General features: G+C 74.1%; 15 protein-coding genes and 1 riboswitch. Of the genes, 9 read left to right on the top strand and 6 right to left on the bottom strand.

Translation table 11 applies throughout. From position 1 onward, the window contains the following. Positions 1-24: 24 nt before the first annotated feature. Positions 25-816, bottom strand: a complete 792-nt coding sequence (locus FSW04_RS08535; RefSeq protein WP_187369353.1) for a dienelactone hydrolase family protein — start codon at positions 814-816, stop codon at positions 25-27. Between the two features lie 124 nt (positions 817-940). Between FSW04_RS08535 and FSW04_RS08540 the strand changes: the two genes are divergently transcribed. The 5 genes from FSW04_RS08540 to FSW04_RS08560 are packed head-to-tail and all read left to right on the top strand — an operon-like array spanning position 941 to position 4,669. Continuing rightward, a complete protein-coding gene (locus FSW04_RS08540) occupies positions 941-1,474 on the top strand; it encodes an RrF2 family transcriptional regulator (protein ID WP_146918277.1) in 534 nt (177 codons plus the stop codon). 50 nt (positions 1,475-1,524) lie between these two features. Further along, positions 1,525-2,292, top strand: coding sequence for a Fe-S cluster assembly ATPase SufC (sufC, locus tag FSW04_RS08545; RefSeq protein ID WP_146918280.1), 768 nt, complete (start codon positions 1,525-1,527; stop codon positions 2,290-2,292). A 6-nt stretch (positions 2,293-2,298) separates the two neighbouring features. After that, the gene (locus FSW04_RS08550; RefSeq protein WP_146918282.1) at positions 2,299-3,510 is read left to right on the top strand and encodes an aminotransferase class V-fold PLP-dependent enzyme; all 1,212 of its coding nucleotides are present in this window, start codon (positions 2,299-2,301) and stop codon (positions 3,508-3,510) included. After that, entirely contained in the window at positions 3,510-3,938 is a 429-nt protein-coding gene (sufU, locus tag FSW04_RS08555; RefSeq protein ID WP_146918285.1) for a Fe-S cluster assembly sulfur transfer protein SufU, read from the top strand. The genes FSW04_RS08550 and sufU overlap by 1 nt, the downstream gene beginning before the upstream one ends. A gap of 17 nt (positions 3,939-3,955) precedes the next feature. Further along, complete coding sequence (locus FSW04_RS08560) at positions 3,956-4,669, top strand: 3-keto-5-aminohexanoate cleavage protein (protein WP_146918287.1); 714 nt, start codon at positions 3,956-3,958, stop codon at positions 4,667-4,669. 1 nt (position 4,670) lies between these two features. Here the strand turns inward: FSW04_RS08560 and typA are convergent, their stop codons facing one another. The 4 genes from typA to FSW04_RS08580 form a co-directional block, all read right to left on the bottom strand. After that, complete coding sequence (gene typA, locus FSW04_RS08565) at positions 4,671-6,536, bottom strand: translational GTPase TypA (RefSeq protein WP_146918289.1); 1,866 nt, start codon at positions 6,534-6,536, stop codon at positions 4,671-4,673. A 70-nt stretch (positions 6,537-6,606) separates the two neighbouring features. Continuing rightward, the gene (locus tag FSW04_RS08570; RefSeq protein ID WP_146918291.1) at positions 6,607-8,031 is read right to left on the bottom strand and encodes an FAD-binding oxidoreductase; all 1,425 of its coding nucleotides are present in this window, start codon (positions 8,029-8,031) and stop codon (positions 6,607-6,609) included. Between the two features lie 43 nt (positions 8,032-8,074). Continuing rightward, positions 8,075-11,200: a BTAD domain-containing putative transcriptional regulator gene (locus FSW04_RS08575; protein ID WP_146918293.1), complete on the bottom strand. Its 3,126-nt coding sequence runs from the start codon at positions 11,198-11,200 to the stop codon at positions 8,075-8,077. Positions 11,201-11,221: 21 nt separating this feature from the next. Further along, positions 11,222-11,629 carry a hypothetical protein gene (locus FSW04_RS08580; RefSeq protein WP_146918295.1) on the bottom strand — a complete coding sequence of 136 codons (408 nt, stop codon included), beginning with the start codon at positions 11,627-11,629 and terminating at the stop codon, positions 11,222-11,224. Positions 11,630-11,715: 86 nt separating this feature from the next. On the opposite strand from FSW04_RS08580, the gene FSW04_RS08585 reads away from it, so the two are divergent. Genes FSW04_RS08585 through sufD form a run of 3 tightly spaced genes read left to right on the top strand, consistent with a single transcriptional unit; the run spans position 11,716 to position 14,692 of the window. Then, on the top strand, positions 11,716-12,033 hold the full coding sequence (locus FSW04_RS08585) for a Rieske (2Fe-2S) protein (RefSeq protein ID WP_146918297.1): 318 nt from the start codon (positions 11,716-11,718) through the stop codon (positions 12,031-12,033). Between the two features lie 3 nt (positions 12,034-12,036). Then, the gene (gene sufB / locus FSW04_RS08590; protein WP_146918299.1) at positions 12,037-13,485 is read left to right on the top strand and encodes a Fe-S cluster assembly protein SufB; all 1,449 of its coding nucleotides are present in this window, start codon (positions 12,037-12,039) and stop codon (positions 13,483-13,485) included. 40 nt (positions 13,486-13,525) lie between these two features. Then, the gene (sufD, locus tag FSW04_RS08595; protein ID WP_187369354.1) at positions 13,526-14,692 is read left to right on the top strand and encodes a Fe-S cluster assembly protein SufD; all 1,167 of its coding nucleotides are present in this window, start codon (positions 13,526-13,528) and stop codon (positions 14,690-14,692) included. Between the two features lie 87 nt (positions 14,693-14,779). On the opposite strand, the gene FSW04_RS08600 is transcribed toward sufD, so the two are convergent. Then, on the bottom strand, positions 14,780-15,289 hold the full coding sequence (locus tag FSW04_RS08600; RefSeq protein WP_267128295.1) for a peroxiredoxin: 510 nt from the start codon (positions 15,287-15,289) through the stop codon (positions 14,780-14,782). Positions 15,290-15,327: 38 nt separating this feature from the next. Between FSW04_RS08600 and FSW04_RS08605 the strand changes: the two genes are divergently transcribed. Then, the gene (locus tag FSW04_RS08605; protein ID WP_146918306.1) at positions 15,328-16,479 is read left to right on the top strand and encodes a M20/M25/M40 family metallo-hydrolase; all 1,152 of its coding nucleotides are present in this window, start codon (positions 15,328-15,330) and stop codon (positions 16,477-16,479) included. 62 nt (positions 16,480-16,541) lie between these two features. Then, a riboswitch (cyclic di-AMP (ydaO/yuaA leader) is annotated at positions 16,542-16,704 on the top strand. The last annotated feature ends 40 nt before the right edge of the window (positions 16,705-16,744 follow it).

Below are 16,744 nucleotides of genomic sequence, written 5' to 3' on the forward strand. Positions count from 1 at the left end.
GCAGTCTGACGAAAGACGGACCTCTCAGGTCCGCTGCGCGGCGCCGACCTGGCCGAGGAACCCGAGCACCCGCCGCCACGCGTCCTCCGAGGCCTCGGCGAACTGCTCCTGCTTGCGGTCGAAGAACGAGTGCGGCGCGCCGGGGTAGACGACGACCTCGTGCTCGGCGCCCGAGCGCTGCAGGCCCGCGGCGAACACGTCGCGGTCGGCCGCGGGGATGCTCGCGTCGTCGCCGCCGAACAGCGCGAGCACGGGGCAGCGCGTGGCGCCCGCCTCGTCCTTGGGCGACGGGATGCCCAGGCGCTCGCCGCTCAGCCCGCCGTAGAAGCCGACGGCGCCGTCGAGGGGCAGCGCCGCGTTCGTGGCGGCCAGGAACGCCTGGGCGCCGCCGAAGCAGAAGCCGACGGTGACGATCGTCGTGGCGCTGCCGCGCTCGCGCAGCAGGTCGATGGCCTTGGCCATGTCGGCCTGGATCTGCTCGGGGGTCGTCTGGCGCACGTGGTCCCAGTAGTCCCAGTCGTTCTCGCGCTCGCCGGTGCCCGCGGTCCGCCCGAAGAAGTCGATCGCCACGGCGTCGTGGCCGGCCTCGGCGAACCGCTCGGCCAGCTCGATGTAGAAGCGGTACAGCCCGCGGACGTCGGGCAGGATCACGACGCCGGTGCCGCCGGGCTGGGGCGACCGGGCCAGGGCGGCCGAGAACGGGGTGCCGTCGTCGGACTGCAGCTCGGTGACCTCCGCGGCGGCCCCGCCCGCCAGGCGGCGCAGGACGAGGTCGGCGGGCAGGTCGGGCGGGAGGGCGTCGTGGTCGAAGCACATGGCGGGCATTCTCGCCCCTGCGAGGATCCGGTGATGCACCGCGGGCTGCGCACCCTGTGAGCCGCGGGCCGGTCGCCTCCGGGCGATCGGTCCTTCTCCGACCCCTGCGGTAGGATTAGGGTCGATGATCTTCACGACGAAGGCGGAGTACGGCGTCCGGCTCCTCGTCGAGCTGGGCCGCCATCACGACGGCGACGGGTCCCCGACGCCGGTCTCCCTCAAGGCGATCGCCGAGGCCGAGGCCCTGCCGCTCGCCTACCTGGAGCGGATCGTCGCGCTGCTGAAGAAGGCCGGCCTCGTCGAGGCCACCCGCGGCGCCCACGGCGGCTACCGGCTCACGCGCGAGCCCGGCGCCATCACGATGGACGAGGCCGTCCAGGCGCTGGAGGGCGGCGTGGCCCCCATGACCTGCTTCGTCGCCGAGGACGGCACCTCCGCGCATGGGCGCGTCGTCTGCAACCACGAGGCCGACAGCGGCCACGGGTGCGCCACCAAGCTCCTGTGGACGCGCGTCCAGGGCGGCGTCGTCAAGGCCCTGGCCCAGACCACGCTGGCCGAGCTCGTCGCCTTCTCGTCGGCCCGCCCCAGCACGGCGGGCCCCGCGCTGCCGCTCGCGGCCCCCACCACCACCCTGTCCGACCGCGCCGCCGTCGCCTAGACCCGTCGCGCCCCCAACCCCTCCCGACCACGAAACGACACCGAGGACACATGGCCGAGCTCGAGATCCGCAACCTTCACGTCCAGGCCGGGGACAAGCAGATCCTCAAGGGCCTGGACCTCACCGTCGCCAAGGGTGAGATCCACGCCCTCATGGGGCCCAACGGCTCGGGCAAGTCCACGCTGGCCAACGCGATCATGGGCCACCCCGGCCTCGAGGTCACCGAGGGCCAGATCCTCTTCAAGGGGCAGGACATCACCGAGGCCGACCCCGACGAGCGCGCCCGCGCCGGCCTGTTCATGGCCTTCCAGTACCCCGTCGCCATCCCCGGCGTGACGATCACGAAGTACCTGCGGATGGTGCTCAACGCCCATCGCGAGGCCCGCGGCGAGGACGAGATCTCGCTCAAGGAGTTCCGTAAGACCGTCGAGGCCGCGATGGAGCTGACCAACGTCCCGCGCGAGTTCGTCGCCCGCTACCTCAACGACGGGTTCTCCGGCGGCGAGAAGAAGCGCCTGGAGGTCCTCCAGCTCGCGCTCCAGCTCCCGCAGATGGCGGTCCTGGACGAGACGGACTCCGGCCTGGACATCGACGCGCTCAACGTCGTGGCCAACGGCGTCAACACGGTGGCCAAGGGCTCGGACATGGGCGTCCTGATCATCACCCACTACCAGCGCATCCTGCACCTGGTCCAGCCCACCCGCGTCTCCATCATGTTCGACGGGCGGATCATCAAGGAGGGCGGCCCCGAGCTCGTCGAGCAGCTCGAGTCCGAGGGCTACGCGAACATCAAGGAGGCGGCGGGCGTCGGCGCCTGACCCGTCATGGCCGCCACCACCGCACTCGACCTCCGCGCCCAGTTCCCCACGCTGCAGCGTGAGGGGGTCGCCTACCTGGACAGCGCCGCGACGTCGCAGACGCCCGAGCCCGTCCTGGCGGCCATGGACGACTACTACCGCCACCACCGCGCCTCGGTGCACCGCGGCGTCTACCCGCTGGCCGCCGAGGCCACCGACCTCTTCGAGGGCGCCCGCACCCGGATCGCCGCGCGCCTGCGCTGGCCCGACCGCGACACCGTCTTCACGCGCAACGCGACCGAGGCCATCAACATCGTCGCCGCCGGCTGGGGCCGCCGCCACGTCGGCCCGGGCGACCGGATCCTCGTCACGACGATGGAGCACCACTCCAACTTCGTGCCGTGGTGGTCGCTGGCCAAGGAGGCCGGCGCCGAGCTCGTGGAGGTCCCCATCGACGACGAGGGCCTGCTCGACCTCGACGCGCTGGACCGCCTGCTGCCCGGCGCCAAGGTCCTGGCCGTGGCCCACGTCTCCAACGTGCTGGGCACGATCAACCCGATCGCCGACATCCTCGCCCGCGCCCGCGCCCACGGTGTCGTGACGGTCGTCGACGGCTCGCAGGCCATCCCGCAGCTCCCCGTCGACCTCGGCGCGCTGGACCCCGACTTCTACGCGTGGACCGGCCACAAGGCCTACGGGCCGACGGGCGTCGGCGTCCTGCACGGCCGCCACGACCTCCTGCTGGACACCGAGCCGCTCATCGGCGGCGGGCACATGATCTCCAGCGTGTCGTTCGAGGAGGTCCGCTGGGCCGCGCCGCCCACGCGCTTCGAGGCCGGCACGGGGGCCATCGCCGAGGTCATCGGCCTCGGCGCCGCGTCGGACTGGCTCGGCGGCATCGGCATGGACGCGGTCCGCGCCCACGAGCACGACATCACGGCCTACGCGCTGGCGCGCCTCGGCGAGGTCGAGGACCTGACGCTGCACGGCCCGCGCGACGCGGACCGCCGCGGCGCGCTGGTGTCCTTCGCCGTCAAGGGCGTGCACCCGCACGACGTGTCCGAGATCCTCGGGCGCCGCGGCGTGTGCGTCCGCGCCGGCCACCACTGCGCCCAGCCGCTCATGCGGCGCCTGGGGGAGTCCGCCACGACGCGGGCGTCGTTCGGCGTCCACACGACGCGCGAGGAGATCGACGCGCTCGTGGAGGGCCTGGGCGAGGTCCGGAGGATCTTCGCCTGATGGACGACCTGTACCGCGAGGAGATCCTCCAGCACTACAAGCGGCCCCACAACTGGGGCCCGATGGAGGACCCCGACCTCGAGGCCGCCGACCACAACCCGCTGTGCGGCGACCAGCTCAAGGTCATGTTGAAGGTCGACGACGCGGGCCGGATCGCCGACGTGCGCTTCGAGGGCCACGGCTGCGCGATCTCCCAGGCCTCGGCCTCCATGGTCTCCGACGAGGTCACGGGCATGCCGGTCGACGAGCTGCTGCGCCTGGACCGCGACTTCGTCCTGGACCTGCTGGGGATCGACATCAGCGCGACGCGCATGAAGTGCGCGCTGCTCTCGCTCAAGGTCCTCAAGTCGGCCGGGCTCGGCCACGATGTCGACTGGGAGCCCGAGACGCCGCCGGCGTCGGCGCCCGCCGATCCGTCCTCGCTCTAGGCCGACGGCACCGGGCCATGCTCCTCCAGGCCGCCCTCAACGGCGACCGCACCCGCGCCGAGCACCTGGCGGTGCCGCTGACGGCGGCCGACCTGGCCCGCGACGCGGCGGCGTGCGTGGCCGAGGGGGCCGGGGCCATCCACCTGCACCCGCGCGACCGCCGCGGCGAGGAGTCGCTGCGCGCCACGGTCGTCGACGCGGTGGTCGCCGAGGTCCGCGAGGCCTGCCGCGTGCCCGTGGGCGTCTCGACGGGCGCGTGGATCGAGCCCGACCTCGACCGCCGCGTGTCGCTCGTGCGCGCCTGGCGGGCCCCCGACTACGCGTCGGTCAACGTGTCCGAGCCCGGCGCGCCGCGGATCATGGAGGCCCTGCTCGCCGCCGGGGTCGGCATCGAGGCCGGCGTCTGGTCGGTCCCCGACGCGCAGCGCCTGGCCGACTCGGGCTACGCCGACCGCGTGACGCGCGTGCTCGTGGAGCCCGTCGACGCGCCCGCGGCGACCGCGGTGGCGACCGTCGCGGCCATCCACGACGCGCTCGACGCCCTCGGCATCGGCGCGCCGCGCCTGCAGCACGGCGACGGGGCCGCGGCCTGGGTGCTCATCGCCGACGCCGTCGCCCGCGGCATCGACACGCGCGTCGGGCTCGAGGACACGGTGAACGCGCCCGACGGCGTCCGGGCCGCGGGCAACGCGGCGCTCGTGGCCGCCGCCCGCGCCCTCGGCGCCGGCTGACCTACTTCGGCGCCGCGCCGGCCTTCGCGCGCCGCGCGGCCTTGACGCGCTCCGTCGCGTCGAGCTGCCACTTGCGCAGGCGCACGGCCTTCGGGGTGACCTCGACGCACTCGTCCTCGCGCAGCCACTCCAGCGCCTGGTCGAGCGACAGCCGGCGGGCCGGCACGAGGCGCTCGAGCTCGTCGGCGGTCGAGGAGCGGATGTTCGTCAGGTGCTTCGTGCGGACGATGTTGACCTCGAGATCGTCCGCGCGGGCGTTCTCGCCGACGACCATGCCCTCGTAGACCTCGTCGCCGGGGGCGACGAACAGCGAGCCGCGCTCCTGCAGCTGGAAGCACGAGAACGCGGTGACCTGGCCCATGCGGTCGGCCACCAGCGCGCCCGTCGGCCGCGTGCGCAGCTCGCCGTGCCAGGCCTCGAAGCCGTCGAAGACGGAGTGCGCGATGCCGGTGCCGCGCGTCTCGGTGAGGAACTCGGTGCGGAACCCGATGAGGCCGCGGGCGGGGACGCGGTAGTCCATGCGCACCCAGCCCGTGCCGTGGTTGGTCATCTGCTCCATGCGGCCCTTGCGCATGGCCAGCAGCTGGGTGACCGACCCGACGTACTCGTCGGGCACGTCGATCGACAGGCGCTCCATAGGCTCGTGGACGACGCCGTCGACCTCCTTGGTGACCACGCGGGGCTGGCCGACGCAGAGCTCGAAGCCCTCGCGGCGCATCGTCTCGACGAGCACGGCGAGCTGCAGCTCGCCGCGGCCCTGGACCTCCCAGGCGTCGGGGCGGTCCGTGGGCTCCACGCGCAGCGACACGTTGCCGATGAGCTCCTGGTCCAGGCGCGCCTCGATCTGGCGGGCGGTGAGCTTGTCGCCCTCCTTGCCGGCGAACGGCGACGTGGTCGTGGAGACCATGACGCCGATGGAGGGCTCGTCGACGCGGATGACCGGCAGCGGTCGCGGGTCGGCGGCGTCGGCCAGCGTCTCGCCGATCGTGACGTCGGGCAGGCCGGCGATCGCGCAGATCTCGCCCGGGCCGGCCTCGGCGGCGGGCAGGCGCTCCAGGCCCTCGGTGACGTAGAGCTCGGCGATCCGCGCGCGGGTGACCGTCTCCCCGTCGGCGCGGCACCAGCCGATGTCCTGGCCCTTGCGCAGCGTGCCCTGGCGGACGCGGCAGATCGCCAGGCGCCCGACGTAGGCGTCGGCGTCGAGGTTGGTCACCAGCGCCTGGGCGGGATGGCCGGGGTCGTAGGACGGGGCGGGCACCGTCTCGACGAGCAGGTCCATCAGCGGCTGCAGCGTGTCGCCGGGCGCCGTACGGTCCAGCGAGGCCGTGCCGGCCTTCGCGTTGGTGAACACGATGGGGAAGTCGAGCTGGTCCTCGTGGGCGTCGAGGTCCAGGAACAGCTCCTCGACCTCGTGGACGACCTCGTCGATCCGGGCGTCGGGCCGGTCGATCTTGTTCACGACGAGCACGACGGGCAGGCCGCTCTCCAGCGCCTTGCGCAGCACGAAGCGCGTCTGGGGCAGCGGGCCCTCGGAGGCGTCGACGAGCAGCAGCACGCCGTCGACCATCGTCAGCCCACGCTCGACCTCGCCGCCGAAGTCGGCGTGGCCGGGCGTGTCGACGATGTTGAGCTTGATGCCGCGGTAGCGCACCGCGGTGTTCTTGGCCAGGATCGTGATGCCGCGCTCGCGCTCCTGGTCCATCGAGTCCATCACCCGGTCCTCGAAGGCGGCGTGGCCGCTGAAGGCCCCCGACTGGCGGAGCATGGCGTCGACCAGCGTGGTCTTGCCGTGGTCGACGTGGGCGATGATCGCGACGTTGCGCAGATCGTCGCGCGTGGCGGTGTTCTTGCTGGCGGCGGGGGTCATGTGCGGCCCCGGAGGCTAGGGCCTTCGGGACCGCACCGGCTCCCCGGCACCGGGCCGGGACGCCGCAGGCTCAGCCGGCGGGCGTGATGTTCTGGTTGCGGTGGAACACGTTGTCGGGGTCATAGGCGGCCTTGATCGCCTGCAGCCGGGCCCAGCCCTCCGGGCCGTAGGCGTCCTGCACGCGGCCCGCGCCCTCGTCGTCGAGGAAGTTGATGTAGGCCCCGCCGGTGAGGTGCCCGGCGAGCGAGGCGTAGCCCTCGCGGCCCCAGGCCAGGCAGGCCTCGTCCTGGGCCGGGTCCTCCCAGCGCGAGATCAGGTTCACCACGTAGGGCGCGGCGCGGTGCGCGAACGCCGAGGCGTCGGCGGGCACGCGCCCGGCGGCGCCGCCCATGACGTGCACGTGCAGCTCGCACTGCGGCGCGGGCTTGCGCTCGTAGGCCGTCACGAGCGCGTCGACGGCCCCGTCGTCGAGGTCGGCGAGGTAGCCGGCCTTCATGTGGTTGCGCGCGCCCCTGGTCCACAGCGGGTCGACGAGCTGCTGCAGCGCGACGTAGGGGATCGGGCCGAGCAGGTCGACGGCGACGCCGCCCAGGTCGCGGACGGGCGCGAACTGCCGCTCGCCCTCCTCCACCGCGCCGGCCCAGCAGCCGATGAGGATCGCCACCGGCCTGCCGTGGATCTCCTCGGGCAGGAACGGCGCCGGCGGCGCGGTCGTCAGGTTCAGGATCGGGGTGAGCTCGTCGGGCAGGCCGGACGCCGCCCAGTCGCGGACGAAGCGGGCCAGCTCGGCGGCGCGGTGGCCCTCGAAGAACGCGGCGCCGCCGTAGACCATGGGGCCGATCGGGGCGGCCTGGAACTCCAGCGAGGTGACGATCCCGAAGTCGCCGCCGCCGCCCTTCAGCGCCCAGAGCAGGTCGACGTCCTCGCCGGCGCCCAGGCCGGCCCGGACGAGGCGCCCGTCGGCGGTGACGACGTCGGCGGCGATGAGCCGGTCGCAGGCCAGGCCCAAGGGCCGGACCAGGTGGCCGATGCCGCCGCCGAGCGTGAAGCCCGACACGCCGGTCGTCGAGATGATGCCGCCGGTGGTGGCCAGGCCGAACGCCTGGGTCTCGTGGTCGAGCTCGTGCCACTGGAGGCCGGCCTGCGCGGTGACGCGGCCGGTGGCCGGGTCGACGCGGACGCCCTTCATCGGCCCGAGGTCGATGACGATGCCGCCGTCGACGGCCGAGAAGCCCGGGATGCTGTGGCCGCCGCCGCGGACGGCGATCTCCAGCCCCTCGCTGCGGGCCAGGCCGACGGCGCGGATCACGTCGGCCACGCCCGCGCAGCGCACGACCACGGCCGGGCGCAGGTCGTCGAACATGCCGTTCCAGATGGTGCGGGCCGCGTCGTAGCCGGCGTCGCCGGGCGTCAGGACCTCGCCCCGGACGCCGGCGCGCAGCTCGGCCACGGCGCCGGCGTCGAGGGTGGGGCGGGACTGCTGGGTGGTGCTCATGCGGGGAGTCCTCCGAGAGGGGGTCGGGGTGTTCGGCGCGACGCTAGGCCGCGGGGTCTTTGCGCCCGCTTAGCGCCGCCTGCACGGCCAGCAGCGCCTCCGCCTCCGCCACGCCCCGCGCGTCGGCGACGTCGAGCAGCGCCGCGTGCGCGGTCCGCCCGGAGGCGGCGGCGCCGGCGGCGTCCCCGAGCCGCACCTGCACGGCGCCGCACGCCAGCGTGGCCCAGGCGTCCAGCCGGGCCAGCCCCTGGGCGCGCCAGGTCGCCGCGGAGGCGGCGTACAGGTCCCGCGCGCGCTCGGGCTCGCCGGCCAGCTCCTCCAGCAGCCCCCAGTTGTTGCGCGTCCCCCCGACGGCCGGCACGTCGTCGGCGGCCAGGAAGCGGTCCAGCGCCCGGCCGTACAGCGAGCGCGCGCCGCCGAGGTCGCCGGCCGCCGCGCGCACGAGGCCGAGCCCCAGCTCGAGCACCGCGGCCTCGCGCCACTCGCCCAGCCCCTGCATGCGCGCGATCCCGTCGGCCAGCAGCGCGGCTGCCGCCTCGTGATCGCCGCGGGTGCGCTCGAGGTGGCCGAGGTGGGCCAGCGTGAGCGCCTCGCCGACCGCGTCGCCCGTCGCCCGGGCGACCGCCAGCGCCTCGCACAGGGCGCCCTGCGCGACGTCGAGGTCGCTCGCCACGCGCTCGAGCCAGGCGAGGTTGCCCAGCGCGAGGACCACCCCGCCGTCGCGGTCCAGGCGCCGGAACTGGAACAGCGTGGCCTCCCACACCATGCGGACCCCGCCGTCCAGGCCCTCGGGCAGCAGCGGCTGGCCGAACGTGATCGACGGGATGACGCGCCCGCCCGCCCCGGGCAGCGCGCGCAGCCGGTCCAGGGCGTCGAGGAGGCGGGCGCGCGCGCCGGGAAGGTCGGACCGGTGCCAGGGCGTCAGCGCCGACGCGTGCACGGCGGCGGCCGCGACCTGGTCGTCGCCGATGCGCTCGGCCGTGGCGATGGCCTCGCGGAACCGGCGCTCGGAGCGGGCCGAGGAGCGGTGGTACTCCTCGAAGACGGCGTGCTGCAGCCCGGCCTCGGCGCTCGCGCGGGTGTCGTCGAGGCCGCGCATGATCTCGACCGCCTCGTCGACGTCGCGCAGGTAGCCGGCGGTGTCGCCGCGGCGCAGCGCCATGCCCGCGGCGGCCAGCAGGGCGTCGACGCGCGCCGCGGTCGGGTCCGGGGCCGCGTCGAGCGCCTCCCGCAGCCACCGCGTGCCCTCCACGAACAGCGACTGCGCCAGCCAGAAGCGCCAGAGGTGGTTGGCCAGGGCGAGCGCCGCCGGCGGGTCACGGCGCACCGCGAAGGCCAGGGCGGCGCGCAGGTCGTCGTGGGCCGCCTCGAGCGCCGCGGGGTCCAGCGTGCCGCCCGCGACGGGATCGTGAGCCCGTGCGTGCGCGAGGCACCAGGCGAGGTGGGCACGCGCGGTCGGCTCGCGCTCGCCGGCCTCGCGCAGCGCCTCGCCGGCGAACTGGCGGATCGTGTCCATCATGCGGAAGCGGCCGGCCTCGGCGACCACGAGCGACTTGTCCACCAGGCGCGCCACGAGGTCGGCCACGCGCCGGGTGCTCAGTGGGGCCGCGGCCGCGACGGCCTCCGCGGCCTCCAGCGTGAACGTCCCGGCGAACACGGCCAGGCGCCGGAACAGCGTGCGCTCCTCGTCGGTGAGCAGGTCGTGACTCCACGCGATCGTCGCGCGCAGCGTCGCCTGGCGTGTCAGCGCGGTGCGGCTGCCGGCGCTCAGCACGTCCAGCGAGTCGCCGAGCCGGTCGGCGATCTGCGCGACGGTCAGCGCGCCGGTGCGCGCCGCGGCGAGCTCGATGGCCAGCGGCATCCGGTCCAGGCGCCAGCACACCGCCTCGACCAGCGCCTGCTCGTCGTCGGTCCAGCCGTCGCCCGGCCGCACCGCGGCGGCGCGCTGGCGGAAGAGCTCGGGCGCCTCGGCCAGCGACGGCACGCGCCAGGCGACCTCGCCGGCGCAGCGCAGCGGCTCGCGGCTGGTGGCCAGCAGCCGCAGCTCGGGCCCGGCCGCCGTCAGCGCCTCGGCCAGGTGCGCGCAGGCGTCGAGCAGGTGCTCGCACGTGTCGAGGACCACGAGGGTCGCGGGGCGATCGGCGACGTGGGCCAGCAGGCCGTCCAGCGCGGGGCGGTTGGCGGGGATCGGCACGCCGAGCGCCGCCGCCACCGTCTGGTGCAGCAGGGCCGCGTCGCCGACGGTCCCGAGGTCGGCGAACGCCACGCCGCCGGGCAGCGCGGCCGCCCGCGCGGCCGCGGCCTCCAGGGCGAGACGGGTCTTGCCCGCCCCGCCCGGGCCCGTGAGGGTCAGCAGCCGCGTGCGGTCCAGCAGGCGCCGGAGCTCGCCGAGCTCGCGCTCGCGCCCGACGAAGCTCGTCCGGGCGACGGGCAGGCGGGGCGGCGGGAGGTCCGGCGGCGCGGGATCGGCGAGCAGCTCGCGGTACAGCGCCCGGGTCTGGGGATCGGGATCGGCCTCGCTGTGGGCCCGCAGCCCGGCCCGCAGCTCCTCGAACTGGGCCAGGGCGTCCTGGCGGCGCCCCGCCGTGGCCAGGACGCGCATGAGGGCGCGCCGCGCCGGCTCGTGGCGGGGCGCGTCGGCGACGGCCCGCTGCAGCCGCGTGATCGCCGAGCCGTGGTCGCCTCCGGCGGCGTCGCGCTCGGCGATCCGCAGGACGACGTCGAGCTGCAGCTCGGCGAGCGCCCGCCGCTGGCCCTCCGTCCACGGCTCGAAGCGGTCCTCGGGCAGCAGCTCGCCGCGATAGAGCTCCAGGGCCTCGTCGAGCCGGCCCGCCGCGGCCGCGGCCTCGAAGGCGTCGACGTCGGTCCACGCCCCGGGGTCCAGCGCCAGGACCTCGTCGGCCAGCGTCAGCGCACCTGGGTCGCCGAGTGCACGGCGGGCGGCGTGCAGCGCCTGGTGCAGGTTGTTGGCCGCCGCGGCGGCATCGCGCTCGGGCCAGAGCAGCTCGGCGACCGCGTCGCGGTGCTCGCGCCGCCCGGGGGTCAGCGCCAGGACCTTGACGAGCGACCGGGCCTTGCGCAGGCGCCATGCGCGCTCGGCGACCGTCACCTCTGCGGTCTGCACCGAGAAGCCGCCCAGGAGTCGGATGCGCAGGGTGTCTCGGGACACGCGGGATCCCCCGCGGCGAGCCTACTCCCGTCCGGACGGCGCCGGGACCGCGGCGCGGCGCTCGCGGGAGCGGTGGTGGAAGAAGGAGGCGAACGTGCCCGCCATCGACGTCACGACGGTCACCGCGTAGAGCTCGAGCCCGACGTCGAGGATCTTGCCGCCCGGGGTCAGCGGGTTGGGGAACTGCGAGGACACCGTGAGCATCTGCGTCGTGGTCCAGAACAGCGCGTTGCCGAACGTCGTGATGTCCCCGCGGCCGTGCTCCAGCCCCCATCCGGCGCCCGCCGCCAGGAGGTCGACGATGACCGTGACGAGCATCAGGCCGGCCAGGCGGCTGCGCAGGTCCGCGTGCGCGGGGGTGGCGCCCCGCAGCGTCATCGACGCCGACGCGAGCAGGCGCAGCAGCGGATGGGGGTGCGGATCGGGCACGGCCGCGAGTGTCCCGGGGGCGGCGGACGGTGACGGCGTCCCCGTGCTCGGTACAATCCCTCCTGCCACAGTCGGATTTGAAACCGTTGCCCGAGATCATCGACATCTGCCCCGTGACCGAGCTCCCCCCGGGCGCCATGCGCGTCGTGGAATGGGAGGACCTCGAGATCGCCGTCATCAACTGCGCCGGAGAGCTGTTCGCGATCGAGGATCGCTGCTCCCACGACGACGGTCCGCTGGCCGAGGGCGTCCTGCACCAGGACGCCTGCGCGATCGAATGCCCGCGGCACGGCTCCCTGTTCGACCTGCGCACCGGATTCCCGAAGACCCTTCCTGCCTATGAGCCCGTGGAGACCTTCTCCGTCCGGGTCCAAGGCGACCTGATCAAGCTGGAGGTCGAGTAGCCCATGGCTGCCACGCCCGAGTCCACGAAGGTCCTGACCCCCGACGAGGCCTCCCTCCGGACCCTCGGCTCCGACTACACGGAGCGCTACGGGTTCCACGACGCCGAGAACTACCTCTACAAGGCGCCGAAGGGCCTCAACCGCGAGATCGTCGAGAAGATCTCCGAGCTCAAGGACGAGCCGCAGTGGATGCGCGAGTTCCGCCTCAAGGCGCTGGACTACTTCCTCGCGCGCCCCATGCCGACGTGGGGCTCGCCGATGCTCGCCGACGTCGACTTCGACGACATCCACTACTTCGTGCGGTCCTCCGAGAAGGCCAGCCGCTCCTGGGACGACGTGCCCGAGGACGTCAAGCGCACGTTCGACCGCCTCGGGATCCCCGAGGCCGAGCGCAAGTTCCTGGCCGGCGTCGGCGCCCAGTACGAGTCCGAGGTCGTCTACCACCAGGTCAACAAGGAGCTCGAGGCCCAGGGCGTCGTGTTCCTCGACATGGACACCGCGCTGCGCGAGCACGAGGACATCGTCAAGGAGTACTTCGCGACGATCATCCCGCCCAACGACAACAAGCTCGCCGCGCTCAACAGCGCCGTGTGGTCGGGCGGCTCGTTCGTCTACGTGCCGCCGGGCGTGCACGTCGAGATGCCGCTGCAGGCCTACTTCCGCATCAACACGGAGAACATGGGCCAGTTCGAGCGCACGCTGATCATCGCCGACGAGGGCTCCTACGTGCACTACGTCGAGGGCTGCACGGCCCCGACCTACTCGTCGGACTCGCTGCACTCCGCGGTCGTCGAGCTCATCGCCAAGCCGGGCGCGCGCATCCGCTACACGACGGTGCAGAACTGGTCCAACAACGTCTACAACCTGGTCACCAAGCGTGCGGTCGCCCAGACCGACGCCACGGTCGAGTGGGTCGACTGCAACCTCGGCTCCAAGCTGACGATGAAGTACCCCGCCGTCTACCTCATGGGCGAGCGCGCCCACGGCGAGGTCCTGTCCATCGCCTTCGCGGGCGCGGGCCAGCACCAGGACGCCGGCGCCAAGATCGTCCACGCCGCGCCGAACACCACGAGCAACATCTTCGCCAAGTCGATCTCCAAGGACGGCGGCCGCTCGTCCTACCGCGGCCTGCTCGAGGTCGCCAAGGGCGCGCACGGCTCGAAGTCCAAGGTCGTCTGCGACGCGCTGCTGCTCGACGAGCACTCGCGCTCGGACACCTACCCGACGATCCGCATCAACGAGGATGCCGTCGACGTCGGTCACGAGGCCACGGTCTCCAAGGTCGGCGACGAGCAGCTCTTCTACCTCATGTCGCACGGCCTCAGCGAGGAGGAGGCGGGCAAGCTCATCGTCAACGGCTTCATCGAGCCCATCGTCAAGGAGCTCCCGATGGAGTACGCCGTCGAGATGAACCGCCTGATCGAGCTGCAGATGGAGGGCTCCATTGGCTAGCGCCACCGCGCACGGAAGCGACCCCGCCGTCGGGGCGTCCGTGCCGCAGCTCGGCGTCGAGCTGCCCACGTTCAAGGGGACGCCCGGCTGGGAGTTCACCCCGATCGACAAGCTCGACCTCGCGGCGCTGCCGGCCGCCCCGGCCGGCACCGGCACCGCGGGCGTCGCGCTGCTTGCGCCCGAGGGCGGCGTGGGCCCCTCCGAGGAGGAGCCCGGGACATCGGACCCATCTGCCCTCATCGTCGCCCCGTTGCGCGTGGCGCTCGAGCGCCACGCCGAGGTCGTCGGCCGGCACTTCGGCACCGTCGTGCGCCCGTCGTACTTCGCGACGGTCAACGCCGACCAGTGGACCGACGGCACCCTGGTCTACGTCCCGCGCAACGTCAAGGTCGAGGCCCCGATCGTCATCACGACGGTCCAGGACCGCCCGGGCACCTCGCTGCACCACCGCACGCTCGTGGTGCTCGAGGAGGGCGCGGAGGCCGAGGTCTGGGACCAGGTCGCGTCCTCCCACGACGAGGAGGCGCTCGTCAACGGCGTCGTCGAGCTCGTCGTCGGCGACAACGCCACGCTGCGCTACTTCGGCGCCCAGACCGTCAACGAGAAGACCTGGGTCTTCGGGTCCCAGCGCGCCGTCCTGGGCAAGGACGCCGAGCTGGACTGGACGACGCTGGGCTTCGGCGGCTCCAACGGCAAGGTGTTCCTGGAGACCACGCTGGCCGGCCGCGGGTCGACGGCCAAGGTCACCGGCGCCTACGCCACGCGCGGGCGCCAGCACATCGACTACGACACGCTCCAGGAGCACGCGGCGGCCGACACGGTCTCCGACCTCGCGTTCCGCGGGCTGGTCAGCGGGCGGTCCACGGCGGTCTGGCGCGGCATGATCAAGGTCGACCCGGGCGCGCAGCGCACCGACGCCTTCCAGGAGGCGCGCAACCTGCTCATCGGCAACAAGGCCCACGCCGACGCCATCCCCGGCCTGGAGATCCTCGCCGACGACGTGCGCTGCACCCACGCCGCCGCGATCGCCCAGATCGACCCCGAGCAGATCTTCTACCTGCGCTCGCGCGGACTGGAGCGCCCCGTGGCCGAGCGGCTCGTGGTCGAGGGCTTCCTCGGCGCCGTCGTCGAGCGCTACGCCGAGGGCCCGATCCGCGACACGCTGGCCGGCGCCATCGACGCGCGCCTGGCGACCGTCCTGGGCTAGGCCGCCGGAGACCGCGGGCCGCGGGTTTCGCCCCCTGGGCGAGCACCCGCCGAGCGAACCTCGCCTCCTGGGCGAGCGTTCTCCGGGCTAGGTCGACGGAGACCGCGGGCCGCGGGTTTCGCCTCCTGGGCGAGCACCCGCCGAGCGAACCTCGCCTCCTGGGCGAGCGTTCGCCAGCACCTGCGTGAGCTGGTCCACGCTGACGAAGTCCAGGCCCAGCGCGTGGAGCTTCTTCCACGCGACGCGGCCGGCCTCGTCGATGACGAACGTCGCGCGCTGGGTCCCCAGGACGGGGCGCGCCACGCCGTAGGCGCGCGCGACGGCCTTGTCGGGATCGGCGAGCAGCGGGACGGTCAGGCCGTGGTTGGCGGTGAACGCCTCGTGGCTGGCGACGTCCTGGCCCGAGATGCCCACGACGATCGCATCGAGCGCCGAGAGGTCCTCCGAGCGGTCGCGGTAGGAGCAGAACTGCTTCGTGCACACGGGCGTCTCGTCGCCGGGGTAGAACGCCAGCACCACGCGGCGGCCGCGATGGTCGCCGAGGCGGAAGCGGCCGGCGGTGCCCTGGAGCTCGAAGTCGGGCGCAAGCTCACCCACCTGCGGTCCTCGTGGCATGCGTGGAAGAGTAGGGGACCGTGGACCCCTGGATCGCCGCCCGCGCCACCGCCATCGCCGCACGTGCCGAGCGCGAGCTCGAGGCCCTCGTCGGCGTCTCGACCCCGTCGGGCGACGTCCGCGGCGCCCAGGAGGCCGCCGCCATCGCCGCGGCGCTCCTGCCCGACGGCGCCGAGGTCGAGCACGTGCCGTGCTCCTCGCCCGGCCACGCCCCCGACCTGGTGGCGCGCCTGAGGGGCACGGGACGCGGGCGCATCCTCCTGCTCGGTCACCTCGACACGGTCGTCGCCCACGACGGCCACCGTCCCCTGGAGCCCGACCCTGACGACGCCGACCGCCTGTTCGGGTCGGGGACCGTGGACATGAAGGGCGGCGACGTCCTGGCGCTCGGCGTCATGCGCGCGCTGGCCGCCGAGCCCGAGCGCTTCGCCGAGATCGCGCTGCTGCTCGTCGTCGACGAGGAGTGGCGCGTCGGCCCGTTCGCCCACGTGGAGCGGTTCGCGGGCTTCGACGCCTGCCTGTGCTTCGAGGCCGGCGAGCTCACCACCGGCGGCGAGGACGCGGTCGTCGTCAAGCGCAAGGCGGCGGGGACCGTCGAGGTGCTGGCCCAGGGCCGGTCGGCGCACTCGGGCTCGGCGCCCGACCGCGGCGTCAACGCCCTGCTGGCGCTCGCCGAGGCCGCCCGGGCCATCGCCGGCTGCCACGATCCCCGCGGCCCCGAGCGGCTGACCGCCGTGCCGACCGTGCTGCACAGCGGCGACGCCTTCAACGTGGTCCCCGCCGAGGGCCGGCTCATCGCCGACGTCCGGGCCGACCGGCTCGAGGCCTTCGCCGCCGTGCTGGCCGCCGTGCCGGCGCAGGTCGGCGGCGCGACGCTGACGACGCGCCTGGCGCGCGAGTGGCCGGGGATGGACGCGCGCGCGGCGACGGGCCCGCTGCTCGAGCAGGCCGGGGCGCTGCTGGGGCGGCGCGTGGCCGGCGCGGCCCGCGGCGGCGCCAGCGATGCCAGCCACTTCGCCTCGGCGATCCCCCTGACCGTCGACGGCCTCGGCCCCCGCGGCGGGGCCGCGCACAACCCCGGGGAGTTCGTGCGGGTCTCGTCGCTGCGGACCCGCGCCGAGGTCGCGCTCGCCGTCGCGCTCGCGGCCCTGGATCCTGGAAATGGGGCGTGAAGGTACGCATTCGGACGTCGTTATGACGACATCCCGCCGCGCGCCTCGCTAAGCTCACGCGGTCGTTTCACCAGCCGAATCCCCGGCGGACGTCGTCGGGGAGCGGGGGACCCAATGGCCGGAACCATCCGGTCACGGGGCGAGTCGTCGCCAGCGTGCGACGTAGCGCCACTCTCTTGGCGCGAGCCCGACAGCTAACCCCGTAGGCGCCGCCAAAGAGAGGGTTCCCCCGTTGTCGTCGTTGTCGTTCCGTTCGTCGTTCCTC

Source organism: Baekduia soli, from assembly GCF_007970665.1.
GTDB classification, from domain to species: Bacteria; Actinomycetota; Thermoleophilia; order Solirubrobacterales; family Solirubrobacteraceae; genus Baekduia; species Baekduia soli.